We start from the raw sequence: 25,492 nt of genomic DNA on the forward strand, positions 1-25,492 counted from the left end.
GGCTCCCAGCCAACCCGGCTACCGTGGGGTCCGGTGGCGTGGAGCAGTTCCGCGTCCGGCACCCCGACCCGCACGACCGGGCGGTCGGCGGGGTCGGTGCGCAGTTCCCGTCACGCCGGCTGAACCCGGTACGCCGTCCGTGGGGCTCCGGGCTGGCAGGCCCGCCATTGCGGGGGCTCGCAAGCTCGCTCCTCGCGCGCACGAGGTCACGAATGTGCCCGACTGCGGGGGCTCGCAAGCTCGCTCCTCGCGCGCACGAGGTCACGAATGTGCCCGACTGCGGGGCTCGCAAGCTCGCTCCTCGCGCGCACGAGGTCACGAATGTGCCCGACTGCGGGGCTCGCAAGCTCGCTCCTCGCGCGCACGGTGTACCGTCGAATGACCGCGGTGCGGCAGTTTGCGCGCCTCGGGGTCGAGGCCGGCCCGCACGGCGGCTCGACGCCGCCATCGGCGGCGACACCATTCAGACGGTCAGGACGTCGATCAGGAGGATGCGGGCGCCTCGGCGCTCGACAACAGCATGGAACGTACGCGTTTCTTCCGCCGACCGGTGGTCTGGATCATCCTGGTCATCCTCGGCGCCGTTGTGCTCAGTCAGCTGTTCACCGCTGGTCCCAGCTACCACCGGGTGGACACTTCCGTTGCGCTCGACCAACTGCACACCGCCAAGATCAACAAGGTCGTCTTCCAGGACAAGGAGCAGACGCTCCAGCTCAACCTGGCCGAGAAGACCAAGTTCGGCGACACCACGACCGACCGGATCGAGGCCCAGTTCCCGTACCAGGCCGGCGAGCAGGTCTGGAACGAGGTCCTCGAGGCCAAGGCGGCCAACCGGGTCACCGGCCCGGCCGACGCCAAGGTGTCGTCCGACAGCATCTGGGTGAGCCTGCTGGTCAACCTGCTGCCCATCGCGCTGCTCGTGCTCCTGCTGCTCTTCTTCATGTCGCAGATGCAGGGCGGCGGCTCCCGGGTGCTCAACTTCGGCAAGTCCAAGGCGAAGATGATCACCAAGGACACCCCGAAGACGACCTTCGCGGACGTGGCCGGGGCCGAGGAGGCCGTGGAGGAACTCCACGAGATCAAGGACTTCCTCCAGAACCCGGCCAAGTACCAGGCCCTGGGTGCCAAGATCCCGAAGGGCGTGCTGCTCTTCGGGCCGCCCGGTACCGGTAAGACGCTGCTGGCCCGCGCGGTCGCCGGCGAGGCCGGGGTGCCGTTCTACTCGATCTCCGGCTCCGACTTCGTCGAGATGTTCGTCGGTGTCGGCGCCAGCCGGGTCCGGGACCTCTTCGAGCAGGCCAAGGCGAACGCCCCGGCGATCGTCTTCGTCGACGAGATCGACGCCGTCGGCCGGCACCGTGGCGCCGGCATGGGCGGCGGTCACGACGAGCGCGAGCAGACCCTCAACCAGCTGCTCGTCGAGATGGACGGCTTCGACACCAAGGGCGGGGTCATCCTGATCGCCGCCACCAACCGGCCGGACATCCTCGACCCGGCGCTGCTGCGTCCGGGCCGGTTCGACCGGCAGATCCCGGTCGACGCCCCCGACATGGAGGGCCGCAAGGCGATCCTGCGGGTGCACGCCAAGGGCAAGCCGTTCACGCCCGACGTCGACCTCGACGCGGTCGCCCGGCGTACCCCCGGCTTCTCCGGGGCCGACCTGGCCAACGTGATCAACGAGTCGGCGCTGCTCACCGCCCGCAAGGAACAGCGGGCGATCAGCAACGACTCGCTGGAGGAGTCGATCGACCGGGTGATCGCCGGGCCGCAGCGCCGGACCCGGGTGATGAGCGACCAGGAGAAGAAGATCACCGCGTACCACGAGGGTGGGCACGCGCTGGTGGCCTGGGCACTGCCACACGCCGCACCGGTGCACAAGGTGACGATCCTGTCCCGGGGTCGCTCGCTGGGGCACACCCTGGTCCTGCCGACGGAGGACAAGTACACCCAGACCCGGGCCGAGATGATCGACACCCTGGCGTACGCGCTGGGTGGTCGGGCCGCCGAGGAACTCGTCTTCCACGAGCCCACCACCGGGGCCGGCAACGACATCGAGAAGGCAACCCAGCTGGCCCGCGCGATGATCACGCAGTACGGCATGAGCTCGAAGCTCGGCGCGATCAAGTACGGCACCAGCGGGGACGAGCCGTTCCTCGGCCGCAACATGGGCCACGAACGGGACTACTCCGACTCGGTGGCCGCCGAGATCGACGGCGAGATGCGGGCGCTGATCGAACTGGCCCACGACGAGGCCTGGGAGATCCTGGTGGAGTACCGGGACGTCCTGGACAACATGGTCCTGGAGCTGATGGAGAAGGAGACCCTCTCCACCGCCGACATGGCCCGGATCTGCTCCCGGGTGGTGAAGCGCCCGCCGATGGCCCCGTACAACGGCTTCGGCAAGCGCCTGCCCTCCACCGAGCCGCCGGTGCTCACCCCGGCCGAGAAGGAGAAGCTCACGGCGCAGGCGACGGCCGACGGCATCTCCGTCGGTGGCTCCTCGAACAACTCGGACGGTCTGCACTGAACACCGACGCCGCGGCCAGCCCCGACCAGTCGGGGCTGGCCGCCTCGTCCACCGAGCCCGGTGACGAGGCGCTCGACTACGTCGCCGCCCGACTGATCAGCGGAAAACTCAACGGCCGCCCGATCGAGGACACCATGGACCTCGGCCGGATCGAGAAGGCGGTCCGCGAGATCCTCATCGCGGTCGGGGAGGACCCCGACCGGGACGGCCTCCAGCAGACCCCGGCCCGGGTCGCCCGGGCGTACGCCGAACTCTTCGCCGGCCTCCGGGTCGACCCGGCCCAGGTGCTCAGCACCACCTTCGAGGCCAACCACGAGGAGCTGGTGCTGGTCCGGGACATCGACGTGATGAGCCTCTGCGAGCATCACCTGCTCCCGTTCCGGGGCAGCGCGCACATCGGCTACATTCCCGGCCCGGACGGCCGGATCACCGGCCTGTCCAAGCTGGCCCGGCTGGTCGAGGTCTTCGCCCGCCGCCCGCAGGTGCAGGAGCGGCTCACCGCACAGATCGCCGACCTGCTGATGAGCAAGCTGCAACCACGCGGTGTCATCGTGATACTGGACTGCGAGCACATGTGCATGGCGATGCGCGGCATCCAGAAGAGCGGCGCCAAGACCATCACCTCGGCGGTCCGCGGCGTGCTCCAGCACGACGCGAAGTCCCGCGCCGAGGCGATGTCGTTGATAATCCCCCGCTGATCCAACGCCCGACGTCGGCGCGGGGCAGCCACCGCGCCGGGTCAGCCGGTCAGCAGCGCCAGCATGAGCCCGGCGGCGGTCACCACCGCCGGCACCAGACAGGTCAGCAGCCCCAGCCGGGGCGTGCGGTCCCACCGGCCGTCGGCCCCCGGCGGGAACAGCCGCCCCACCCCCACCCAGCCGGCCGCGAACGCCACCGCCGGCATCGGCAGGCCCACCAGCAGCGCCGCCACACTCGCCGGCCCGGGGCCGGCAGCCAGGAACACCAGGAGCTGCACCACCGGTACGACCAGCGCCAGCGGGCCGTAGACCAGCAGGTTGCGCAGCCGGGGCGGCCAGCCCGCGGGACGCCGCGGACCGCGGGCCGCCAACGCCGCGTCGGCACCCGCCACCCACCCCTGCGCCGCCCGAAGACCGGTCAGCACCGCGGCCGGGCCACCCCCCATCGACCGGGCGGCCTCGGTCACCTCCGGTGGCGTGGGGACCAACGAGATCGCCGGTACGCCCAGGTCCCGCAGCCGGGCGTGCTGCGACGCCAGCCGGGCGCGTACCCCGGTCAACTCCGTGCGGGCCGTCTCCACGGCGTGGGACTGTGCGGCGGCGGCCGTCGCCGCTCCCCGGCGTACCCCGTCGAGCTGGCGGGCGGCGGCCAGGTAGTCGGTCCAGGCGGCGGCCACCGACGGAGCCGGCCCGCCACCGCCGCGCTGCCGGACCGGCACCGCCGTCACGGCGTCGTCGATGCTCATCCCCGGTCCTCCCCACGGCCGACCCGGCACGTCCCCGGCCGGCTCCTCCTGCGGTCGGTCATGGCTGGTCCTGGCCCGGATCTCCCCGTGGTCGGTGCCGGCTGGTCCTGGTCCCGGGCGGATCTTCCTGCCGTCGGCCCTGGCAGGTCCTTCCCGCTGCCGGTCATGGCTGGTCCTGACGGCGGTCGGCCGGGTCCGGTTCGGCCTCCGGCCGGTCGGGTCCGGGCTCGTCGGCGGCGGGGCGCGCCGGATCCGCCTCGTCGGCGAACGGCACCAGCACGGTGCCACGGTCGTCGGGGGAATCCCAGAGGACCACCCGGTCCGGCCGGGGACGCCACGGCACCGGTCGACCGAAGACCGGGGCGAGCTGGGCACCCGGTACGTCGACCGCGGCCACCGCGGCCAGCTTCCCGACCTCGCCGTCCGGCTCCACCAACCCGGCGAACGGTGGCACCGTCCGCCACCAGCCCAGCAGGTGCCGGCCCGCCGCCGGCCCCTCCCGCAACAGCGCCCGCAACCGGTCCGCTGGCAGCTCGGCCGCCGACGGCGCGTCCACCCCGAACACCACCAGGTAGGCGGGGCCGGCACCGTCGACCACAGCCGGCAACCCCGGACCGTCGACCATCGACACCCGCTGGCAGCCGGCCAGCTCGGCGGCGAGCGCGGCCGCCAGCGGGGTCGACCCCTCGTCCAGCGGGGCGATCACGAACTCCACGGTGCCCGGCAGGTGGTGCGCGGCGGTGCTCCGCGCCGCCGTCGCCAACAGCGAGGCCGCCGCCCGGCCCGGGCCGAGGACGGCCAGGTTCCGCCCCGCCACCGGACCCAGCGGCACCGCGACGGTCGTCCGGGCCACGTCCACCGCCCGCCCCAGCAGAGCCGCCGGGGCACCGGAGCGGCCAGCCACCGCCGCCCGCATCCGTGGATCGTTGCGGAGCAACGGTCGGGCCCAACCGGCGAACACCACCGGCGGTACGGCATCCTCCGGCCGGGCCGCGAACAGCCGGTGCCGCAGTTGCTCGACGACCTCCGGAGCATCGTGCGGGTCGGGGAACCGGACCAGCCGCTCGTGCCCACGCGTCGCGCCGCGCGGCCCACCGAGCCCGCCGGCGGTGTTCACCACCGCACTGCCCACCGCCAGGCCGGCGGCGGCGTCGTTGGTCGGCATCAACACGGGGCTGCCACCGGCGAGCGCCACCCGCACCGGGAACTGCCCCAGCACCGAGTCCCGGGGCGCCGGCCCCGCGCCGACGCCCAGGTCACCCGCTCCGGCCAGGACCAGATGGACACCGTACCCGCGCCCCGACCGGGCCAGCCCGTCCAGCCGGGCCAGCACCTCGGCGGCCACCGGATCGCGATCCGACAGCAGCAGCGAAAAGTTGTCGACGACGCAGACCACGCGCGGCAGTGTCTGGTGGTCGCGCAGCTCCGCGAAACGCTGACCGCCGCCCCGGGCCGCCGCCTCCTCCCGCCGGTGGATCTCCGCCGTCAACTGGTCGAACAGGTCCCGGACGTATTCCGGGTCGGCGGCCATTCCGGCCGCCCGGACCTGCGGCAGCCAGGACCGGTCCCGCTCGGTCTGGAGGAACTCCACGAACGACTCGCCGTCGCCCAGGTCCACCAGGTACAGGGCCAACTCGTCCGGGCCGTAGCGGGCGGTGAGGCCGAGCAGGGCGTTGGTCAGGAACGCCGACCGGTCCGCGTCCGACCGGCCGCTGACCAGCCAGTGCGGGGTCAACTCGGTGAACCCCACGGTGACCGGCCGGCCGCCGGCGTCCCCGACGGTGGTGGACAGGCCGTCGACCGACGTCGTCGTCCACAGCTCCGCGTCGGCGGGTGGCAGAAGCTCGGCGAGACCCAACCGGGAACCCGCCTCCACCCGATCGGCCAGCCGACGGCAGACCGCCCCGATCAGCTCCGGACCGGGATCGTCGTCCACCAGGACAGGACAGTTCAGACCCCCCGGCGCATCGGTGCCCGGCCCGCTGAACGAACTGCCCGGCGGATCCCCCAGCAGCGCGTACGAGGTGCGCAGCCGGACCGGCGTGGCCTGCGGCAACGGCGGCCGGTCGGCCACCGGCCAGCCGGCGACCACCAGATGCAGGCCAGCCCCCCGCCCCCGCTCGGCCAGTGCCACGATCCGGTCCAGGTCGCTCGCACCGGTGGACTCGGGCAGCCCGGCGATCACCAACAGCAGCGTCCGGTCATGTCGGCGGGGCCGGCCGGTTCCCGGAGAGACCCACTGCTCGGCCTCGGTGAGCACCGCCCGCAACCCGGCCACGTCGGTCGCCGGTGGCGGCAACAGACCAGCATCGGCCAGCGCGGCGAACGGGGCGAAGGTGCCGACGGTGAAGTCGACGCCCCGGGGGTCCGGCTGAGCGGTATCGTCGGTGCCCCGACTGTCCGGCTCGACGGAGGCGCCGGTGCGGGGCTCGGCAGGGGTGCCGGTGCCGGGGGTCTGATGGTCGGCGGGGGCGCCGGTGCTCCGGGTGTGGTGGTCGGCGGGGGCGCCGGTCTTCCTGGTGGGGGGCTCGGCGGAGGTGCCGTCGACGGCGCGCACCAGGAGGCAGCCGGCCGGGGTAGCCGCCAGCAGGCGTAGCAGCACGGCCCGCAGCAGGCCGACCACCCGGAGGTCCCGGACGTCAGCGTCGATCGTCAGATGTCCCGAGCCGAGCAGTGGCACCAGCGCCGGGAAACAGGCGTTCTCGAGCGCTGCCCCGGTGCCGATCCGGACGAAGGGCGGATTCTCCTCCCCACAGGGAGCGTCCGCCGCCAGGTTCTCCAGGTCGCTGCCGGCCCACCCCGGAGCGAGGAGCGCGGCAGCGGAGCGCAGCCGGTCCGCCAGCTCGTACTGGCGACGCTGGTCGGCAGGGGCCGGACGGATCTCGTCGAGGACCGCTGCGGCAGCGGCGGAGCTGGCAGCGGCGCGGCGGTGCAGGGCAGCGGCGCGGTTGGTACGAGCCCTCGGACCGGCCACCGCGTCCACCCCTCTTTCCGAGGTTGGAAACCTCCCCGACTGCAGACCGTATCCCAGCCGGGGCCGGTGTCCCGGGAAGCACGACGGCGATGCGCCGGGCTTGTCGCACATGGCGATGAATTCTCACCTCGCGAGGTTGTCCTGTCACGATCCGCAGCTTCCGGGGCATTGGGTACGGGGCGCACAGCCGATAGCCTCAGGGGGTGGAATCAGTGCAGCCCTCCGCCGGTTCCCAGGTGTCCCGTGTACCGGCGCAGCGGACCTCGCCGGACCAGCCGGCACCCCCGGTGCCGCTGCCGGCGCCGGTGCGTCCACCCCGTCGGCTCCGGACCGTCCTCACCGTCGTCGCCGGGGTGCTGGCGTTGCTCTGCGTGGGGGGCGGGGTGACCGGCTACCTGCTGTACGACCGAGCCACCACCCCCGACCGGAGCGCTCCCGATGTGGTGGTGGTCAGCTATCTGCAGGCCGTTCTAGTCGCTCGCGACGACAACAGAGCAAGGCTTTATACCTGCGGCGGCTCGTTGCCATCGATTGATGAATTTCGAAACCAGATGATGTACCGGGAACGACAGCTCGATGCCGTTTTCTCGATCAATATCGAGGATGTCCAAGTCACTATGACTGGTCGCTCGTCGGCCGTTGTGCGAGCAGTGGTCAGGCGGAGCGCCACGATCGATGGTGTGCAGCAGAGTTTGGCAGATACTTGGCGCTTCGCGGTTGCAGATCAGGAAGAAGGCTGGCGAGTCTGCACAGGCGAACGCGTCCAGTAGGAATCACTCGATCCACAGCAGATGGACTGGTACCTCCAGTGTGGTGGGCGGTTGCCCGCGCCAGGCCCACCGGTACCACTCCAGTTCCGGCGTGACCCGGACACAGATGTCGCCGTCCGCGCCCGAGTAGGACTCGGTCACCGCGCGAAGGTCACGGTGTTCGACGGAGTCCTCGACATGCACCACTCGACGGCCGCTGACGGCATCCGTCTCGAAGACAGGAGTTGGGGGGCGGTGTGTGGGTCCGTCCAGGGAAACCAGCCGGATGGCCTGTTCGCGTGTGGAGCCGGCGGCGGCAGCGGGCCGGTCGGCCAGGGTCTCCACCCAGACCCTCTCCACCGGGACTAGTGGCGCGAAGACCTCCACCTGGTCGGACTCCGCACGGTACCACTCGTGTTCGGGGATGATCGGCACGTACGTGCGGCTGCCCTGCACCACCCGTTCGTCAGCGCGTAGGTCCCCCCGCCAACCGAGGCCGGGCAGCCCGACGAGGACGCGACGGCCACGCAACTCGACCCGGCCGGTGGCGGGAACGATCTCGATCGGCCGTGGTGGCAGGGGTGCCCAGTCGGGCTGACCGGCGAAGGGGTCCGGCAGCGGTCCGGTCATCGTTTCGAGGGCCTCATGCCGACCCGTTCAGCGGTGCCCCGCGCTGACGCATGAAAGGCACCGGATTGATTCCACCAGCGAAGCTGCGGTCACTGTCTACGTGCACCTCGAAGTGCAGATGTGGGCCGGAGGAGTTCCCACTGCTGCCGACCAGTCCGATCACTTCTCCAGCCTTGACGAGTTGCCCAGGGACCACCCGGGGCTTTTCGATCATGTGACAGTAGCGGCTGATGTAACCGCCGGCGTGCAGGATGTCGACGAACCAGCCACATCCACCTTTTCCGGGGAAGCCGTCGACATCGCAGGTGCGGTTCCCGTCATGGTCCGGGTCGCAGCGGGCGACCAGCACCCGACCGGTGGCGGCCGCGTGGATCTCGGTTCGCTTGCGGGCACCGATGTCCACCCCGTTGTGCCGCGGCCGGCTGGCGGTACGGAACCCGGAGCCGACCCCGCCGTCGATCGGAGCGGTCCAGCCGGAAGCGGCGATGGCTCGCGCGGAAGCACGGTCGCATACCGAGCGGTCGGCGATCTGGACGGTCCGCGCGGCACCACCGGCGAGCGCGTTGACGATCTGACTGGCGATGTCCTCGTGCTTCGCGTAAGCATCGGGATAGGCGCTGATCTGCACCTTCTGGGCTGCCCGGGTGAGGGGCATCCGCTCCCAGCCGTCGACCTTCAGGAGCTTCTCGTAGAACTTGCGGGCGGCGTAGTCAGGGGACATCCGTTGTGCGACGCTGCCCCAGCCGGCGCGCTGCTGGAACAGGCCTACGGAGTCGTGGTCCGAACCGACGCCTTCGTTGGGGATTCCGCGGGAGCCGGCGACGGTACTGTTGGACAGGTTGCGCAGGGCCGACTCCTGCATCGCCGTGGCCACCGCGATCACCCAGCCTCGGGGCGGCACCCTCATATCCTGCCCGACTTTGATGATGACCGCCGCATTGCGCATCTGTGTTTGGCCGTAGGAGCCTAGTCGAGGAATATTTCCAGACAGGCGAACTTGATGATCTTCTTCGCAATTCGCCTCAGCGGCTATCAGGTCTTGACGGTCTACACTGAGAGTGGTTAGGAAAAAAGCAACAGTTCCTCCACCGCAGCAGAGAATTGACGCGAGTGCTGCCGAAACTCCGAGGGCGACACCAGCCCGGATTCGGCGACGAGGTTCCTCCTTGGTGCTCATCCTCGCTCCCAGTCTACGACATCCACCAACCATCGTCCGTGTGTCGCTACCAGCTCGAGGCGAAGTTTCCCGGCATCTAGTGGTATCAACACTTCAGTAAATGTTGAACTTCGTGGCCGAACCGCTGGTTCGCCAGTGATGCGGGCTTTGGGAACGTTGTCGGGGCCTGCGTCTGCGAGCTTCTCAATGAGATCCGGGGTTGAAATCGTGCTTAAATAATCGCGCCAACTTCTAGCCGGTCGTGTCTGATCTAACCAGAGTGCGGTGAATTTGGAAGCTGTTTGTGCTGGAGTTAGTTGACCGGAACCAGTGATCGGTGGCTCTGGAGTGAGCGTTGCTATAACCCCATCATCGCCTTCGCCGGGATCGACAGTCGTGATGGGGTCATCGGGTCTGTTAAAACCGTTGCTGAAATCATTTGGGCTGGCTACCAAGCGGGCCGCCCCGACCACGCCAAGAACCAGTACGGCGATTACGAGCCCTAGGCCGATCCGAGACCGGATAATTCGGGTGAAGAGGGCTTCAATTCCTCGTCGCATCGCTGTCACCTGGCCTCGGACCGTACGCGAGGAGTTGGCTTGACTGCCGCCGGAGCTGGTGCAGCGGAGTCGGGCCGGTAGACGACAAACGAGGGTGCTTCCTCCGGCACATCCGGCTCGGTCCAGGATGCCGCCGACCGCCGACGGGGGCGGGGTGCGACCGTGGGGCGGCCGCTTTCGCGCGGCGGCGAAGTCGGCTCGGTCTCCTCGGTGTGCTCCCGGCCGTCCGGCCGTTCCTGCGGGGCTGGTGAACCGACGGAGGAGTGGCTGGGATCCTCCCGTCGGGCCTCCGGTCGCAGCGTTGCCGGCTCCAGGGCCGCGCCCTGCCGCCGCGTGCTCTTCGGCTCGGCCGTGCCGCCGGGTTCGGCGACGTCCAGCCGGGCGGCGACCCGCATGTCCCGGAAGAACCGGCGGTGCCACGACCCAGCGGAGCCCACCGCCTCGCTGCTGTCCTTGCCGCCCAACTGGGTGATCCGGCGATACGGCCGAAGCAGGAGCCAACCGACCACACCGCAGAGCCATACCAGTACCACCTGGAGCCAGCCGGGCAGGGTGGGGGTGCTCATGATTAGGTCCACGGCGAACAGGTAGATCGCCGCTCCCGTACCGAAGATGGCGATGTTGAAGACGGCAGCGACCACGGCGTTCGCCAGCCGCCGCAGCCCGGCACTGGCCGGGCGGAGCAGTCCGATCGTGCCCAGGATCGGGGCCGCTATGACCGCCCATCGGAAGATCATGAAGCCGAGCAGGACCAGCAGGGATGCGGTGAGGTCGAACATGGCGAAGAGTAGCGAGGCGAGAACGGCAATGAACCCGGCACCAATTCGGTCCATGTCCCTCTTGCCTTGCAGGTATTCATATGCTTCAGGGTCTTCGACCTTGATCTGCTCCGAAACCTTCATCCATTGTTGCTTCTTCGCCTGAACCGTGGCTTCGCGGGTCGCTGGGTTGCTGCGAATCGACTTTGCTTCACCCCATGTCAAGGAGCGGGCGTCATACAAGGCGGGACCGTACTTCTTCGCGGTCTCGCTGTCGGCAGATCCAAGGACGCCACGTAGCCAGTTGCGATACAGCATGGTTTCCGTAGCTGTGTCACTTGCCCGAACGGCTGGAGGTCGAAGGTCCTTGCATCGGTCTGGATTCGGATCGATGCAACGGCCTGGTTCTGGGTCCTTTGCCTCTGGCCCGACCGCATCGTGCACAACGCCGAGCGAGGTAATGAGCGTGCCGTCGGCTATGTTGGCGGATTTGACCGGCCAGGCTGCAAGAGCGGTTACTGCCACCATGACGAGTAGTGCCCAGCCTGCAGTGGTCATTGCGCTGCTCATGTCTGATTGGCGGGATCGCCAGAGAAGGTACAGACCCACCACGCAGAGTGTCACGATTCCGAAGACACTAAAGACTTTTTCGTAGACTGCCTTGGTTGCCTTCTCTACGAGTGGATCTGCCCAACCCCACATCGAGCTTGGATCCCAGGCGCGTTCACGTAGTGCGTTCGAAGCACCTATGATGGCAGTAGCGAACATGAACTCACCGTTTGTTACTGTGGTGGTGAATTTATAGTCCGCATGAAGGACAGTGGCTCCGCACCCGAGATCATAGGTGTTATAGTCATATCCTGCATATCCGTAAAGGCTGTACCGCCCAGCAACGCCTCCAGTTGCCGAGCTGGAGGGTTCACTGGCGAACCAACCGGCAAGTCCGGAGTCAGGAGTGCTAGGTGTAGGCGGCTCCAGGCAAGCAGCTCTGTCGGAAGTTACGTCTTCGAGCTTCTTGACGCAGGTGCGGAAGTCGGCCTGCCACTCCTTGGTCGTACAGAGATCCGCGGCGGCCTGTGCCGTCGCGGGTGGCCGGGCGTACGCCGGTGTGGCCCCGATCACCGGCCAGGCGATCGTGGCACCGGCGAGTACGCCGAGTGCGAGGAGGAGCGCCGTGATCCGTGCCCGGGTCCTCGCCATAGTCACGCCTCCAGATCAGCCAGGACGGTCGGCAGTATCCCGGCGGCCTGGGCGACCGCGGCGGGGGTGGTGTCGAGGTGGTCGAGCAGCCCCTCGACGTACGACACGTCGACCCGGACCTTCTGCACCCGGCCGTCCACGTCGCGCATGACGAATTCGCGGAAGCCGAGCCGGGTGGCGGAGGTGGTGTCCACGGCGGACAGGGAGGCGAGGGTGGCCTCGTAACCGTCGTCGACCGGAACCCGGAGCAGCCGGAGCGCCTCGGAGGCGATCTCGGTGTCCTCGGCGATCCGGCCGACGAAGACGGTGGAGACGAGGTTCTGGACGTCGAGGCCGAGGATGTCCTTCGGGTTCTGCGAGGCGACCAGGGCGGCCAGGTTCCACTTGCGGGAGTCGCGGGCGAGCCGGACCAGGAAGGAGCGGCCGGAGCGCCAGCCTTCCATGAAGTGCGCCTCGTCGAGGCCGACGAGTTTGCGGGACGACATCGATCCGCCGTAGCAGCGGCGTACGGCGAGACGGTGCGCGGTGTGCAGCATCGGCAGGGCGAGTGCCTCCTCGGCCGACCAGTACTCGCGTTCGATCTTGAGGTCGGGCAGCCGGAGGCCGGCCATGGTGATCACGGTGAGCGCCGCCCCCGCGCCGAGCAGCCCCTCCGGCGGGCGGCCGAAGAAGAGCATGGCCAGGGGCATCTCGGCGGTGTCGAGCAGCAGGTGGGCCAGTTCCCGCCCGGCGTCGTCGTCGAGCCCCTGGAGGCAGGTGACCACGTCGTCCAGGGTGGAGGTCTCCTCGGCCGGCACCTGGCGTACCGCGTGCCGGAACAGGGTGGCGGTGGACGCCTCCCGGGCCACCTGCGGCGGGACCAGCATCATGCAGATGTCCTGCACCAGCATGCGCCGCTCGGCCCGGGCGTTGGAGACGGCGATCTCGAACTCCCGGTCGCCCGCCGCGCCGGTGCTGAACTCGCTGCGCAGCGGGGTGGGGATGAGCGCGTACGGGGCCAGCGTCCCCGGTTCCGAGCCGGTCAGGTTGAGCACCCGGGCGTAGGGCTTGAGCTCGGGCATGGCGCAGAGCCGGGCCAACGGGCCGGACGGGTCGAGCAGGGTGACCTGAACGCCCCGACGGGCCGCCAGGTAGCCGAGCGCGCCGAGCAGCGTCGACTTTCCACCGCCGGGTTCGGCGACGAACACGGCGAGCCCGGAGCGTTCGCGTACCTCCATCGGGAAGTGCAGGTCGAGGAAGACCGGCCGACGGCAGGTCCCGGCGGTACGCCCGATCAGGTCGCCCCGGCGGTCGCCGACGGTCGACGCCGCCTGGGGAAGCGCGGCGGCCAGCAACGGCACTGGCATCCGGCGGACGTAACCGGTGTTGGCGATCGGTTCGCCGGGGATGAACTCCCGGGCCAGCCAGTCCTGGTTCTTGGGGTGTTGCAGCGAGATGCGCAGTTCCCGGGAGTAGAGCTGGATGAGCCGGCGGGCCCGTTCCATGCACTCCTCGCGGGTCCGGCCGCCGACGGCGATCCGGTGCCAGCCGTGCGCCCGCGCGGAGTCCACCGGTAGGCCGGTGGTCATCTCGTCGCCGATCACCAGCGCCCGCTTGGCGAGCCGTTCCAGCTCCGGGGGGGCGTCGATGCCGTGCTCGGCGTAGTCGAGCTGCTGCGACCGGATCATGCGCAGCCGGTGTTCGAGGTTGCGGAAGGAGTCGCCCGAGCCGAGGATGTCGACCCGGGTGGAGATCTCCATCGGCCAGGGCAGCCGCTCGTGGAAGTGCAGCCAGGGCTCGTGTCGCTCGGGGATCTCCAGCGGCTCCATCCGGCCGACCGCGAGTACGGCGACGTGCCGCTCCTCGCCGGTCATCCGGTTGACCAGCTTGACCGTCGTGCCGTACGGGGTGCGGTAGCGCTCGACCTGTTCGGTGAGGGCGAGCAGGTCACCGCGTTCCCACCGGCCATTGGTCACCGGGGATAGCGTGCCGGGCGGGGCCATGCAGAGGGCGACCGAGCGGTAGAGCAGCCATTCCAGCTCCTGGGCGGTGACCCGCCGGCCGCGCATGCCGAAGCTGCCCAGCACCTCGTCGAACTGTTCGACGGTGCGGCCCAGTTTGCGGCGTTCCCCGTCGGCGGTGCCCTTGCCGAAGGCCCGCAGCAGCCGTTCGGTGAGGGAGTCGCCGAGGGAGCGGCGGGCGAAGGTGACCCCGAGGTAGGTCTGCCCCTCGGCGTGGTTGACCGACATCAGGTGCTGCTGGGCAGCGACCAGGTGGTCGGCCCAGCCGTGCGTGCCGGGGACGTCGGGCAGCGGTGACGCGGTGTGCGCGTCGATGGTGCGGGCCCACTCGTCGGCGGGGAACGGCCGGGTGGTGCGGCGCAGGTGCAGCCGGAAACCGGCCAGACCGGCGTACTGCTCGGAGATCGCCGAGAGCAGCGCCTCACGTTCGGCGTCCGGGCGGAACGCCCACCGGACCTCGGGGAGCCAGTACCAGGCGGTCACCGTGTTGGGGGTGAAGGTCAGGTGACCGGCGATCTCGGTGATCGCCAGTTCGATGGAGGGATCCCGGTCACCGAACTTGATCTTCGGTGGGCGTACCCGGACCGGTTTGGTCGGAGCGTTGCGGCGGCTCGCCGCGCGCTCCCGCGGCGTGACCAGGTCCCGGGGGCCGGGGTCGGTGCGCCCGGTCCGCTCGGGCTCGACGAGGTCGCGGGGGGCGGGCTCGGCGGCCAGCGCGCCCGCCGGGCCGGTCACGGCCTCCACCCGGATTGGTTCGACGGTCTCCGGCCAGGCCGCCGGTGCGGTCTCCACCGGGCCGGGCCGGGGCCGGGCGGTCAGGATCCCGTCCCGGTGGGCCTGGTCGGCACTCTCCCGCCGGGCCGTCTCGGCAGCCTTCCGCCGGTCCCGCTCGTCGGCGTCGCGCCGGGCGGCCTCGATGGCGTCGCGCCGGGCCGCTTCGATCGCCTCCCGGCGGGCGGCTTCGGCCGCCTCCCGGCGGGTCTGTTCGGCGGCGTCGCGGCGGGCTGCCTCGGCGGCGTCGCGGCGGGCGGCCTCGACGGCCTCCCGGCGGGTCTGTTCGGCGGCTTCCTGTTCGGCTGCTGCACGCCGGGCCTGCTCGGCCGCCGTGCGGCGGGCCGTCTCGGCGGCGTCGCGGCTGGCGGCTTCGGCGGCGTCGCGGCGGGCCTGTTCGGCGGCCTCGCGCCGGGTGCGGTCGGCGGCCTCCCTGGCCCGCTCGGTGGCCTCGCGGCGGGCCCGCTCGGCCGCCTCCCGGGCGGTCAGCGGCTCACCGGTGTCCCGGGGGAACAACTCGGCCGGGACGATCCGGCGGGGCGCCCGCTGCGGCTTCTCGGCGTTCCGGTCGGTGGTCGGCGTCGTGGCCAGCCGGTCGCCCTGCTGGTGCGGAACCCGGGTGCGGGCGGGCCGCTCGGTCGGCGGGGCCGCCTCGATGGCCGCCGGGGGCGCCTGCGCCTCGATGGCCGCCGGTGGGATCGGCCCTGTTGGTTGATGCGGGACGGGCGGGTGCTCCCGGCCGTTGCCGCGTCGCGTCGGGGTGCCCGGGGTCGGGGCGCCACCCGGGCGCGGGCCGCCGCCGAAGAGGTCGAGGAAGGGGGAGTCGATGTCGGTGCCGTCACCGATCAGCATCGGCGGGGCGGGGGCCGGCTCGACCGGGGGGGTGGCGCCACGACCGGGGGCGGGTCGGGGCGGCTGGAAGACGCCCACGCCGCCCTGACCCGGGCCGGTGAGCAGGGCCGGATCGTACGGCTCGTCGTCCGGCAGCTCCTCCTGGGGGTAGTCGAACGACCGCGCACGGTTACCGTGCGGGGCGCTGTGTCGTCCGGCCGGGAAACCCGGCGTGGAAGAGCGACTCATTCGACCGCCTCACCCATCTGGTCCGACTGCCCGATTCGGGTACGCCCGGTCATGCCAGTTCCTCCCGGATCCTGATCCGGCTGCCGACCAGGCGGGGATCCCGCAGCTCGGCGGCCGGTTCCCGGGTGCGTCGCCAGTCGGTGAGGGCGGTGCGGATGACCATCCGCGCCGGCCGGTCCGGGTCGACGTACCGGAAGATGAACGAGGTGCTCACGATGGCGAGGGCGATCTCCCAGGCGGGGAAGAGCTCGACCTGCAACGTGAACAGCCAGTGGATGAACATGTAGAGGGGCACGAGCAGCATGAACAGTCCGTACTGGGCGTACGGCAGGTGGACCGGAAGGGTGTAGCCGGGCGGCCCGAGGTAGACCAGGCGGGCCCGGTAGATGTCGTCGTCGGTGCGCAGCCGCATGTCTCGCCCGCGCCTATTCGAAGATCAGGTCGATCAGGTAGTCACCGATGAAGAAGAGTGTGGCCGCGCCGGCGATGAAGGCCAGCCCGACGATCGCGATCGCGGAGCTGGTGAGCACCTTGGAGATCTCGCCCCGGCTGGCCCGGCCGATGAAGATGACCCCGAGCACGGCGAGCAGGATGGGTGCGATCTTGCTGGCGAAGAAGGTGACGACACCGTTGGTGTCGATGCCCTTGGGGGCCGGTTCGGCGAGTGGCGCCGTCGCCAGGGTGTGCAGCACCTGCGCGACGCCGGACGACGTCGTCTCCACGAGCTGGTAGGCGATCACTGGAACCTCCCCATAACGCGGCCGGCGGTGCCGCGGTGGTGCAAAAGGTAAGCCTGGCGGGAATGTGCTCGATCTGGGCAGCGCGATTGACGCCCTGCTGGTTTCTCGCCACGCAGAGTGGCGAGATTTGGGGGGATTCTCCCGCTTTGGCCCTCCCTCCATGCTTCGCCGACTCTTGATGCTGGGCAATTCCACAGCGTACGGGCCGCCCCCCTTTGCGACAAGCCGCGAAGACTCGACCCGATTCTGCCCCGACGATCGATAGTACACCTGTGCCAATCAGCACGTCAGTGCCCGCGTGGAGCGGCCGGTGGGGGTCCGCTGGGCACGGCGGCGCGACCGGTACCGTCTAGTCGTGACCGATCTGGTACGGACGCGGAATCCGGTGGTGATGGGCGTCCTCAACGTCACGCCCGACTCTTTCTCCGACGGTGGTCGGTACGCCGATCTCGATGCCGCCGTCGCACACGGGGTGCGACTGCACGGCGAGGGCGCGCACCTGGTGGACGTGGGCGGCGAGTCCACCCGGCCGGGTGCCGACCGGGTCGACCCACGGACCGAGGCGGGCCGGGTGCTACCGGTGATCCGGGAACTCACCGCGGCCGGGGTGCCGGTCAGCATCGACACCACCCGGGCGTCGGTGGCCGAGGCGGCCGTCGCCGCCGGTGCCGTCGTGGTCAACGACGTCTCCGGTGGACTGGCCGATCCCGACATGGCCCGGGTGGCCCGTGACGCCGGCTGCCCCTGGGTGCTGATGCACTGGCGGGGGCACTCACGCGGGATGCGGGAACTGGCCAGCTACACCGACGTGGTCGTCGACGTCCGGACCGAACTCGCCCAGCGGGTCGACGACGCGCTGGCCGCCGGGGTGGCCGCCGACCGCCTCGTGATCGACCCCGGGCTCGGCTTCGCCAAGACCGCCGCGCACAACTGGGAACTCAGCGCCCGCCTGCCGGAGCTGCTCACCCTCGGGCTGCCACTGCTCTTCGGCGCCAGCCGCAAGTCCTACCTTGGCCGGCTGCTCGCCGACCCGGACGGCACCCCGCGGGACACCGACGGCCGGGCGGCCGCCACCGTCGCCACCAGCGTGCTCGCCGTCGCCGCCGGCGCCTGGGGGGTCCGCGTGCACGACGTCCGGGGCACCGTCGACGCGCTCGCCGTCTGGTCGGCCACCGGCCGCCCCCGGCTCGCCGCCCCCACCGGCACCCCCGGAGCGGATCCGACCGGCCGGGCCGTCGGACCGTCGGAGGCCGGCCGGGCCACCGGGGCGCTGGACCACGCCGGTTCGCCGAACGATGCCGGGTGGCCGGACCACACCGGGTCACCGGACAATGCCGGGCGGCCGGACAGCGCAGGGCGGCCCCCGCCGGACGGTGGGAACGACCCGGACCGGACCGTCCGGGGGAGGGCGGAGCGATGACCGACCGGATCACCCTGACCGGGCTGCGAGCCCGGGGCCGGCACGGCGTCTACGACTTCGAGCGGACGCAGGGCCAGGAGTTCGTGGTCGACGCCGTCCTCGAACTCGACCTCGCCCCGGCCGCCCGCTCCGACGAGGTGACCGACACCGTGCACTACGGCGAACTGGCGGAGCGGCTGGTCACGGTGCTCACCGGCGAGCCGGTCAACCTGATCGAGACGCTCGCCGACCGCCTGCTCGCGGTCTGTCTCGCCGAGCCGCTGGTCGCCGCGGCCACGATCACGGTGCACAAGCCCGAGGCCCCGATTCCGCACACCTTCGCCGACGTGGCGGTCACCCTGCGGCGTACCCGGTGACCAGGGCGGTGCTGTCGATCGGCAGCAACCTGGGCGACCGGCTGGGCCACCTGCGCGCCGCGGTGACCGGCCTCGGCGAGGCGGTGCTGGTCGTCTCCGGCGTCTACGAGACGCCCCCCTGGGGGGACGCCGAGCAGCCGGCGTACCTGAACGCGGCGGTCATGGTCGCCGACCCCGCCGCGGCCCCGCGCGACTGGTTGGCCCGTGCCCACGCCGCCGAGCGGTCCGCCGGCCGGACGCGTGACCCGGCCCGCCGGTTCGGGCCGCGTACCCTCGACGTGGACGTCGTGGCCGTCTGGGACGACGCCGGTCGACCGGTGCTCAGCGACGAGCCCGAGCTGATCCTGCCGCATCCCCGCGCCCACCAGCGCGCCTTCGTGCTCCGACCGTGGATCGACATCGACCCGCACGGCCGGCTGGCCGGGCACGGCTGGCTCACCGACCTGCTCAACGCCGAACCGGTCGCCGGGGACGCCCTCGAACTGACCCCGCGTCCCGATCTTTCGTTAGAGTCGGATGTATGAACCAGTGGAGCCGGCCGGCATGACGCAGCCCCGACCGCCCCGTGACCAGGAGCCGGACGGACCGAGGATGGGGCCCACCCGGTTCTCGACCCTGCTGGTCGCCGCGCTCGCCGCCGCCGCGGTGGCCTGGCTGCTGATCAGCAGCTTCTACTACAGCGGTACTCCCCGGCTGCCCTGGCTGCCGGTGGTCACCCTGGCGGCGCTCGCCGTGCTGGAGGCGTACGCGGCGGTCAACACCCGCAGCCGGATCGAGCGCAAGCCCGGCCGGGAACCGGTCAACCCGTTGCTGGTCGCCCGGTTCGTGGTGCTGGCCAAGGCGTCCGCGCTGGCCGGGGCGATCTTCCTCGGTTTCTACGCCGGGCTGACCGGCTGGCTCTTCGCCGAGCCGACCAACGCCGCGATCGAGGACCGGCCGGCCGCCGGGGCCGGCGCGCTCGCCTCCCTGGCGCTGGTCGCCGCCGCGCTCTGGCTCGAACGCTCCTGCCGGGTTCCCGAGTCCGAGGACGACGTCGACGACCGGCAGGACCGCCCCGGGCGCTGACCGAGGGGTTACGTCCGGCCCTGCGCGCAGGTACGGTGCCTGGCGACCGGAGAACAGTCAGCCGTCGCCGGGGACGGCCGGTCACCTGGGAGGCGCACCGCATGGTGTACGACGATCCGGGCCGGGCCGCATCGGCAGAGGTGCCCGGGGCCGCGGCGGAGAACGTCTTCGACGATCCGGCGCAGGGCGAACCGGGCCGGGACCGGCTCGGCGTGCACGTGGCCTGGGAACTGGTCCTGCTGGTGGCGCTCGCGGCGCTGGCGTACCTGCTCTGGCGGGAGGACCCCGACGCGCTGCGCGGGGACGGTCTGCGGCGGCTGCTCGTCGACGCGGTCGCGCTCGGTCTGCTGGTCGTGGCCGCCGGGCTGAGCCTGCGCACCGCCGCGGTGAACCTGGCCATCGGTCCGGTCGCCCTGGCTGCCGCGCTGCACTTCGCCGAGCAGGGCGACCGGGGCATGTCGACGGCGCTCGTCCCGGCCCTGGTCGCCGCCGCCCTGGGCGGGCTGGCCCTGGCCTGGACGGTGGTGGTGCTGCACGTCCCCGGCTGGGCGGCCAGCCTCGCCGCCGCCGCCGGGATGATCGTCTGGATCGAACGGTGGAAACTGCCGGTGGCGGTGCAGGCCGACTACGACCCCCGGCGCAACGCCTACTACCTCTTCGCCGGCTTCGCCGCGGTGGCCGTCCTGCTCGGAGCGTTCGGCGCGATCCGGACGGTGCGCCGGCTGGTCGGCCGGTTCCGTCCGGTCGCCGATCCGGCCCGGCGGCGCGGGATGGCCGCCGCCCTGGTGACCGCTGCCGCGTTGACCACCTCCACCGTGCTCGCCATGCTCGCCGGGGTGCTCGTCGCCGCCAACGGGACCGGGCCGGTGACACCGGGGTCGGGACTGGACTGGACGGTGCTCGCGGTGGGCGCGTCCCTGCTCGGCGGTACCAGCGCGTACGGCCGGCGCGGTGGCATCTTCGGTGCCCTGCTCGCGGTCGCGCTGGTGGTGACCTATCTGGCCTGGGCGGCCGAGACCGGTGCCGCGACCGACCGCTGGGCCGTCGGTGGGGTGGCGCTGGCCGCCGGCCTGCTGGTAACCCGGATGGTCGAGACGTACGGCCGGCCGCGTACCGCCCGGGGCGAGCCGGTCGAACTGCCGCCGGTGCGGGACGGGGCGATCAGCTCCGGTTGGTCGATGCCCCCGGCGGGTGAGGCGCGCAACTGGACCCCGGCGCTGCCGGAGCGGACGGCCGACACCGACACCCCGCCCGACCCCTGGGAGGCCCCCCGGTGGCAGCGTGACCCGCCCCGCTGGGACACCGGCGACCGGTGATCCGCCGCCGTCCGGTGGATGCCCGGGCGGGTCGGTCCGCGCCCCCGGCCGGGCCGCGCCCGGTGACCGGGCGGCGGGGACGCGGTGCGCCCGGGCGCGGACGACGGGCCGGGGAGGATCTCGCCGGTTAGGCTCGCGGGCATGACCGAGACTCCTTCCGCCGGCACCGGCCACACCTTCGACCAGCTCGACGTACTCTCCACCGAGGAGTTGCGGGAGCGGGCCTTCGCGCGGGCGCGGGAGCGACGCGACGTCGGGTTCTTCTGGTCGGTGCTGCGGCACCTGCCGAACGCCGACGAGGCCGCCGCCCTGGACGGGGCGCCGAACTCGGTCGGACCGACCATCGACGAGGCGGCGGCGTTGTGGCGGGAGCTGACCGGCCACGGTTACGAGGAGTCCGCGCCGCTGCTGCGGGCGGCGTTCATCGACTACCTGATGAAGCACTGACCGGCCGCGCCGCCGGTTGGCGGGAGAGGTTCGCCGGCCGGGACGGGTCGGGAACCTCCCGCCGCACGGCCCGCACCCGACGCCCCCGGACCGTGCGGGGCTACGGCACCGCCGCCGGCACCGGCACCGTCGCCGCACTCATCCTCGTCGGTGTCTGCGGCAGTCCCTGGTACGTCGGCTGGGCCGAGGACCACACCGACCCGAACTCCGCCGGTGGCTGGTACCTGCGGCTGCTCGCCTGGCCGGCCTGGCGGGTCGACCCGGCGGACCCGGACCACGGGGTGCTCGCCACCGACCTGCGGGCCATCCTGTTGCTGGTGTCCGCCGCGGCGCTGCTCTACCTGCTGCCGGTCGGCCAGGTGGCCCGGGTGCCGGGTTCGGCCAGCCAGTTCTTCTCCGGCTGGGCGGCGTACACCCTGGCCGGGGCGGCGGCCACCCTGCTGGCGGCGCTGCTCACCGCGGACGGCCCGCTCCAGGCCGCCTTCGAGACCACCGCCACCGGTGCCGGCTACGGCTTCTTCGCCGGCTGGATCATCGGCCTGGCCAGCCTGGGAGGCCGGGCCTGAGCCTGCCGGTCCCGATGCGCGGGCCGCCCGGGGGGCGATCCGTGCTGCCGCTGCCGGACCGGGCATCCGGACCCGGCCGGCACACCGACCCGGACGCCGACCGGCCGGCTAGCTGCCGGGCTGCCCGAGGTCGAGCACCCGGGCCCGGCTGAGCGTGCCGGCGGGGCGACCGTCGGCGGTGACCACGACCGCGTCCGTGCCGGCGGTCAGCATGGCGGCCAGCGCGTCGTACGCCGACCGGCCCAGCGGCAGCTCCGGCAGGGTGGCGTCGGTGACGGTGGCGTCGGCCTCCCCGTCGAGCACCTCCCGGGTGACCGGGGTGACCGCCAGCCGGCGGATGCCCCGGTCCGCGCCGACGAACTCCCGGACGAACGGCGAGGCGGGCGTGCCGAGCAGGGCCGCCGGGGTGTCGTACTGCTCCAGCCGCCCCCCTTCGGAGAGCACCGCGATCCGGTCACCCAACCGGACCGCCTCGTCCAGGTCGTGGGTGACCAGCACGATGGTCTTGCGGACCTCGGCTTGGAGCCGGAGGAACTCCTCCTGCAACCGGGTCCGCACGATCGGGTCGACGGCGGAGAACGGCTCGTCCATCAGGAGCACCACCGGGTCGGCGGCCAGTGCCCGGGCCACCCCGACCCGCTGCCGCTGCCCGCCGGAGAGCTCGTGCGGGTAGCGGCGTCCGAACTGGGCCGGGTCCAGCCCGACGAGCTCCAGCAGCTCGCCGCTGCGCCGTCGGATCCGCTCCTTCGGCCAGCCGAGCAGCCGGGGTACGGTGCCGACGTTGGTGGTCACCGTCTGGTGCGGGAACAGCCCCACGTTCTGGATCACGTAGCCGATGCGCCGTCGCAGTTTCACCGGGTCGACCCGGGTGATGTCCTCGTCGCCGAGCAGGATCCGGCCGCCGGTCGGCTCGATCAGCCGGTTGACCATCCGCAGCACTGTCGACTTGCCGCAGCCGGACGGGCCGATCAGCACCACCAGCTCGCCGGCGGTCACCTCCAGGCTCAGTTCGCGGACCGCCTCGGTGCCGTCCGGGTACCGCTTGCGGATGCCGTCCAGCCTGATCGAGGCGGCGCTGTGTCCTGCGTCGCCGGTGCCCCCGGGGGTAACGTCCACGTGTGTCCTTCCACCTGAGTTACCGGGCCGAGCCGGGTAATCCGTGGTTCTCCTGGCAGTACGTGCGGGACAACTCTGACACCATTCTCGCTGCGGTGCGCGAGCACGCCTCGTTGACCGGTCGGGCGGTGCTGCTCGCCGCCCTGGTCGCCCTGCCGCTGGCGGTGCTGGCCTACTGGTACCGGCGGCTGACCGGCCCGATTCTCGCACTGGCGGGGGTGCTGTACACGGTCCCCTCCCTGGCCCTGTTCGCGTTCATCGCCCCCTACCTGGGCATCGGCGCGGTGACCGTGCTGACCGTGGTGGTGCTGTACGCCCTGCTGGTGATCGTCCGCAACGCGGTGGCCGGGCTGAACCAGGTCCCCCCGGAGGTCCGCGACGCCGCCGAGGGCATGGGGTACGGCCGGTGGGCGCGGTTGTTCCGGGTCGACCTGCCGCTGGCCCTGCCCGGCATCCTCACCGGCGTACGACTGGCCACCGTCTCGACGGTGGCGCTGGTCACCGTCGGGGTGGTGATCGGTCGGGGCGGCCTGGGGCAGTTGATCTTCGCCGGGTTCCAGAACAACTTCTACAAGGCCCAGATCATGACGGGTACGGTGCTCTGCGTCCTGTTGGCCCTGGTGCTGGACCTGATCCTGGCCGGCGTGGGTCGCCTACTCACCCCCTGGCTAAGGAGCCGACCCCGATGACCCCCGCAGTGGCGAAGGGAACGGTCCGGTGAATCCGGTGCAGCAGGCGGTGGTCTGGCTCAACGATCCGCTGAACTGGACCAACCCGGGTGGCGTGCTGGACCGGATCGGGGAGCACCTGAGCATGTCCGCCGCGGCGGTGCTGCTGGGTTGCCTGGTGGCCTGGCCGGTCGGCCTCTGGCTGGGGCACTCGGGACGCGGCGGTGGCGCGGTCGTGCTGATCTCCAACCTGACCCTGTCCATCCCGACCCTGGCGCTGTTGACCATCCTGCCGTTGACCTTCCTCGGCTTCGGCCGTCCCTCGGTGGTGGTCGCGCTGGCCGTCTTCGCGGTGCCGCCGCTGCTGGCCAACGCGTACACCGGGGTGCGGCAGGCCGACCCGGAGGCCCGGGACGCGGCGCGCGGGATGGGGTTGTCCGGGTGGCAGGTGCTGCACCGGGTGGAGCTGCCACTGGCGGTGCCGTACCTGGCCGCCGGGTTCCGGACGGCTGCCGTGCAGGTGGTGGCGACGGCGGCGCTGGCGTCGTTCGTCAACGGCGGCGGCCTGGGGCAGATCATCCGGGCCGGCTTCGGGCTGGACATCGCGGCCGGTGGCGGGCAGATCATCGCCGGTGGGGTGCTGGTGGCCGGGCTGGCGCTGGCGGCGGAGGGGGTGTTGGCGCTGGTCGAGCGGGTGGTGACGCCGCGACCGCTGCGGCGAGCCCGCCCGGGGGCCGACCGCCGGGCGGCGGACGCCACGGCGGGAAATTGATCTGCCGCGTGACGATCAGGTGACGAAAGTCCCGCTGAGTTTGTCGGTCGGTCCTGGAGGATATTGGCTGGAACTTGCGGGCGGCGACCGTCGCCCGTCGGACACGCGGCCGGCCCTGTTCGGGCCGCGCCGGGACACGGAAGGCGGGCGCGATGCGCGCACGGACACGGCTGGCGGTAGGCGCGGTGGGCGCCCTGACCATGGCGGGTCTGTTGACCGGGTGCGGGGACGCCGGTTCGTCCGGCACCGACGCTCCGGAGCAGGGGGCGAGCGGCGCGGGCTGTGCCCCGGTCGCCGGTGAGCAGCTGGTCGTCCTCGACGACGACAAGAAGCTCCAGAACACTGACAACATCATCCCGGCGGTCAACGCCAAGGTGGCGAACCCGCAGCTCCTCGCCGCTCTGGACAAGGTCTCCGCCGCGCTGGACACGCCGAAGCTGATCGCCCTCAACAAGGCGGTCGACGTGGACCGCAAGACGCCGAAGTCGGCGGCCGAGGAGTTCGCCGCCACCACGGGCCTGACCACCGGCATCGCCAAGGGGCCGGGCGGGCCGATCGTCGTCGGGGCCGGCAACTTCTCCGAGAGCCAGACCCTGGCCGAGCTGTACAACATCGCCCTGACCGCGGCCGGCTACCAGGTCAAGGTGCAGCAGATCGGCAACCGCGAGCTGTACGGGCCGAGCCTAAAGAAGGGCGAGATCCAGGTCGTCCCGGAGTACGCGGCGACCATGGCCGAGTTCCTGAACACCAAGGCCAACGGCAAGGACGCCACCCCGGTCTCCTCGCCGGAGCTGGACAAGACGGTCAGCGCGCTGAAGTCCGAGGGCGACAAGGCGGGCCTGACCTTCGGCACCCCGTCCGCCGCCCAGGACCAGAACGCCTTCGCGGTGACCAAGGCGTTCGCCGACAAGTACGCCCTGAAGACCCTCTCCGACCTGGCCGCCAAGTGCTCCGGCAAGGAGACCGTGCTGGCCGGCCCGCCGGAGTGCCCGCAGCGGCCGAAGTGCCAGGCCGGTCTGGTCGAGGTCTACGACTTCAAGGCCGGTTCCTTCAGCTCGCTGGACGCCGGTGGTCCGCAGACCAAGAACGCGCTCAAGACCGGCACGGCCAGCGTCGGCCTGGTCTTCTCGTCCGACGGCGCGCTCGCGACCGGCTGAGCCTGTGCCCGGTCGCGGTC

At 71.6% G+C, this 25,492-nt stretch carries 21 protein-coding genes and 1 pseudogene; 13 read left to right on the forward strand and 9 right to left on the reverse strand.

Translation table 11 applies throughout. The features are described from left to right. Positions 1-520: 520 nt before the first annotated feature. Positions 521-2,527, forward strand: coding sequence for an ATP-dependent zinc metalloprotease FtsH (gene ftsH / locus GA0070623_RS20345; RefSeq protein ID WP_067302267.1), 2,007 nt, complete (start codon positions 521-523; stop codon positions 2,525-2,527). A 35-nt stretch (positions 2,528-2,562) separates the two neighbouring features. Further along, complete coding sequence (folE, locus tag GA0070623_RS20350) at positions 2,563-3,225, forward strand: GTP cyclohydrolase I FolE (protein ID WP_067302263.1); 663 nt, start codon at positions 2,563-2,565, stop codon at positions 3,223-3,225. A gap of 41 nt (positions 3,226-3,266) precedes the next feature. Here folE and GA0070623_RS20355 read toward each other — a convergent pair whose 3' ends face one another. After that, complete coding sequence (locus GA0070623_RS20355; protein WP_067302260.1) at positions 3,267-3,971, reverse strand: hypothetical protein; 705 nt, start codon at positions 3,969-3,971, stop codon at positions 3,267-3,269. A 163-nt stretch (positions 3,972-4,134) separates the two neighbouring features. Further along, the gene (locus tag GA0070623_RS20360) at positions 4,135-6,954 is read right to left on the reverse strand and encodes an FtsK/SpoIIIE domain-containing protein (protein ID WP_231932498.1); all 2,820 of its coding nucleotides are present in this window, start codon (positions 6,952-6,954) and stop codon (positions 4,135-4,137) included. Between the two features lie 203 nt (positions 6,955-7,157). Between GA0070623_RS20360 and GA0070623_RS20365 the strand changes: the two genes are divergently transcribed. Further along, positions 7,158-7,715 carry a hypothetical protein gene (locus GA0070623_RS20365; protein ID WP_084261051.1) on the forward strand — a complete coding sequence of 186 codons (558 nt, stop codon included), beginning with the start codon at positions 7,158-7,160 and terminating at the stop codon, positions 7,713-7,715. A gap of 3 nt (positions 7,716-7,718) precedes the next feature. On the opposite strand, the gene GA0070623_RS20370 is transcribed toward GA0070623_RS20365, so the two are convergent. The 6 genes from GA0070623_RS20370 to GA0070623_RS20400 form a co-directional block, all read right to left on the reverse strand. After that, the gene (locus GA0070623_RS20370; RefSeq protein WP_089004138.1) at positions 7,719-8,324 is read right to left on the reverse strand and encodes a hypothetical protein; all 606 of its coding nucleotides are present in this window, start codon (positions 8,322-8,324) and stop codon (positions 7,719-7,721) included. 13 nt (positions 8,325-8,337) lie between these two features. Then, entirely contained in the window at positions 8,338-9,501 is a 1,164-nt protein-coding gene (locus tag GA0070623_RS20375; RefSeq protein WP_067302252.1) for a M23 family metallopeptidase, read from the reverse strand. Positions 9,502-10,045: 544 nt separating this feature from the next. Continuing rightward, a complete protein-coding gene (locus GA0070623_RS20385) occupies positions 10,046-11,998 on the reverse strand; it encodes a hypothetical protein (RefSeq protein ID WP_067302249.1) in 1,953 nt (650 codons plus the stop codon). Between the two features lie 2 nt (positions 11,999-12,000). Further along, positions 12,001-15,849 (reverse strand): ATP-binding protein, encoded by a 3,849-nt coding sequence (locus GA0070623_RS20390; RefSeq protein WP_231932501.1) that lies wholly within the window; start codon positions 15,847-15,849, stop codon positions 12,001-12,003. Between the two features lie 49 nt (positions 15,850-15,898). After that, positions 15,899-16,261, reverse strand: coding sequence for a hypothetical protein (locus tag GA0070623_RS20395; protein WP_067302246.1), 363 nt, complete (start codon positions 16,259-16,261; stop codon positions 15,899-15,901). Between the two features lie 13 nt (positions 16,262-16,274). Then, the gene (locus GA0070623_RS20400; RefSeq protein ID WP_067302242.1) at positions 16,275-16,589 is read right to left on the reverse strand and encodes a hypothetical protein; all 315 of its coding nucleotides are present in this window, start codon (positions 16,587-16,589) and stop codon (positions 16,275-16,277) included. A 355-nt stretch (positions 16,590-16,944) separates the two neighbouring features. On the opposite strand from GA0070623_RS20400, the pseudogene folP reads away from it, so the two are divergent. The 7 genes and pseudogenes from folP to GA0070623_RS20435 form a co-directional block, all read left to right on the forward strand. Then, positions 16,945-17,796: pseudogene (folP, locus tag GA0070623_RS20405) on the forward strand (dihydropteroate synthase); the annotation flags it as partial. Between the two features lie 209 nt (positions 17,797-18,005). Continuing rightward, on the forward strand, positions 18,006-18,365 hold the full coding sequence (gene folB, locus GA0070623_RS20410) for a dihydroneopterin aldolase (protein WP_067302239.1): 360 nt from the start codon (positions 18,006-18,008) through the stop codon (positions 18,363-18,365). Next, positions 18,362-18,889 carry a 2-amino-4-hydroxy-6-hydroxymethyldihydropteridine diphosphokinase gene (gene folK / locus GA0070623_RS20415; RefSeq protein WP_067302236.1) on the forward strand — a complete coding sequence of 176 codons (528 nt, stop codon included), beginning with the start codon at positions 18,362-18,364 and terminating at the stop codon, positions 18,887-18,889. Before folB ends, folK begins: the two co-directional genes overlap by 4 nt. 19 nt (positions 18,890-18,908) lie before the next feature. Further along, the gene (locus GA0070623_RS20420; RefSeq protein WP_067302285.1) at positions 18,909-19,430 is read left to right on the forward strand and encodes a DUF3180 domain-containing protein; all 522 of its coding nucleotides are present in this window, start codon (positions 18,909-18,911) and stop codon (positions 19,428-19,430) included. A 101-nt stretch (positions 19,431-19,531) separates the two neighbouring features. Continuing rightward, on the forward strand, positions 19,532-20,746 hold the full coding sequence (locus GA0070623_RS20425) for an ABC transporter permease (RefSeq protein WP_067302232.1): 1,215 nt from the start codon (positions 19,532-19,534) through the stop codon (positions 20,744-20,746). 141 nt (positions 20,747-20,887) lie between these two features. After that, the gene (locus GA0070623_RS20430) at positions 20,888-21,193 is read left to right on the forward strand and encodes a hypothetical protein (protein ID WP_067302229.1); all 306 of its coding nucleotides are present in this window, start codon (positions 20,888-20,890) and stop codon (positions 21,191-21,193) included. Between the two features lie 92 nt (positions 21,194-21,285). Next, positions 21,286-21,759 (forward strand): hypothetical protein, encoded by a 474-nt coding sequence (locus GA0070623_RS20435; protein ID WP_067302225.1) that lies wholly within the window; start codon positions 21,286-21,288, stop codon positions 21,757-21,759. A 108-nt stretch (positions 21,760-21,867) separates the two neighbouring features. On the opposite strand, the gene GA0070623_RS20440 is transcribed toward GA0070623_RS20435, so the two are convergent. Further along, positions 21,868-22,875: an ABC transporter ATP-binding protein gene (locus GA0070623_RS20440; RefSeq protein WP_067302222.1), complete on the reverse strand. Its 1,008-nt coding sequence runs from the start codon at positions 22,873-22,875 to the stop codon at positions 21,868-21,870. A 2-nt stretch (positions 22,876-22,877) separates the two neighbouring features. On the opposite strand from GA0070623_RS20440, the gene GA0070623_RS20445 reads away from it, so the two are divergent. The 3 genes from GA0070623_RS20445 (at position 22,878) to GA0070623_RS20455 (ending at position 25,472) form a co-directional block, all read left to right on the forward strand. Continuing rightward, a complete protein-coding gene (locus GA0070623_RS20445) occupies positions 22,878-23,564 on the forward strand; it encodes an ABC transporter permease (protein WP_067302219.1) in 687 nt (228 codons plus the stop codon). Between the two features lie 28 nt (positions 23,565-23,592). Next, positions 23,593-24,315, forward strand: coding sequence for an ABC transporter permease (locus tag GA0070623_RS20450; RefSeq protein ID WP_067302216.1), 723 nt, complete (start codon positions 23,593-23,595; stop codon positions 24,313-24,315). Positions 24,316-24,467: 152 nt separating this feature from the next. After that, on the forward strand, positions 24,468-25,472 hold the full coding sequence (locus GA0070623_RS20455; protein WP_067302214.1) for a glycine betaine ABC transporter substrate-binding protein: 1,005 nt from the start codon (positions 24,468-24,470) through the stop codon (positions 25,470-25,472). The last annotated feature ends 20 nt before the right edge of the window (positions 25,473-25,492 follow it).

Source organism: Micromonospora rifamycinica (genome assembly GCF_900090265.1).
In the GTDB taxonomy this organism is placed as follows: Bacteria; Actinomycetota; Actinomycetes; order Mycobacteriales; family Micromonosporaceae; genus Micromonospora; species Micromonospora rifamycinica.

Bases quoted from the DNA above. Each gene is read 5' to 3' on its own strand.
- ftsH (WP_067302267.1), top strand. From the start codon at position 521: ATGGAACGTACGCGTTTCTTCCGCCGACCGGTGGTCTGGATCATCCTG.
- GA0070623_RS20355 (WP_067302260.1), bottom strand. From the start codon at position 3,971: ATGAGCATCGACGACGCCGTGACGGCGGTGCCGGTCCGGCAGCGCGGC.
- GA0070623_RS20370 (WP_089004138.1), bottom strand. From the start codon at position 8,324: ATGACCGGACCGCTGCCGGACCCCTTCGCCGGTCAGCCCGACTGGGCA.
- GA0070623_RS20375 (WP_067302252.1), bottom strand. From the start codon at position 9,501: ATGAGCACCAAGGAGGAACCTCGTCGCCGAATCCGGGCTGGTGTCGCC.
- GA0070623_RS20385 (WP_067302249.1), bottom strand. From the start codon at position 11,998: ATGGCGAGGACCCGGGCACGGATCACGGCGCTCCTCCTCGCACTCGGC.
- GA0070623_RS20390 (WP_231932501.1), bottom strand. From the start codon at position 15,849: ATGAGTCGCTCTTCCACGCCGGGTTTCCCGGCCGGACGACACAGCGCC.
- GA0070623_RS20395 (WP_067302246.1), bottom strand. From the start codon at position 16,261: ATGCGGCTGCGCACCGACGACGACATCTACCGGGCCCGCCTGGTCTAC.
- folB (WP_067302239.1), top strand. From the start codon at position 18,006: ATGACCGACCGGATCACCCTGACCGGGCTGCGAGCCCGGGGCCGGCAC.
- GA0070623_RS20420 (WP_067302285.1), top strand. From the start codon at position 18,909: ATGACGCAGCCCCGACCGCCCCGTGACCAGGAGCCGGACGGACCGAGG.
- GA0070623_RS20425 (WP_067302232.1), top strand. From the start codon at position 19,532: ATGGTGTACGACGATCCGGGCCGGGCCGCATCGGCAGAGGTGCCCGGG.
- GA0070623_RS20430 (WP_067302229.1), top strand. From the start codon at position 20,888: ATGACCGAGACTCCTTCCGCCGGCACCGGCCACACCTTCGACCAGCTC.
- GA0070623_RS20455 (WP_067302214.1), top strand. From the start codon at position 24,468: ATGCGCGCACGGACACGGCTGGCGGTAGGCGCGGTGGGCGCCCTGACC.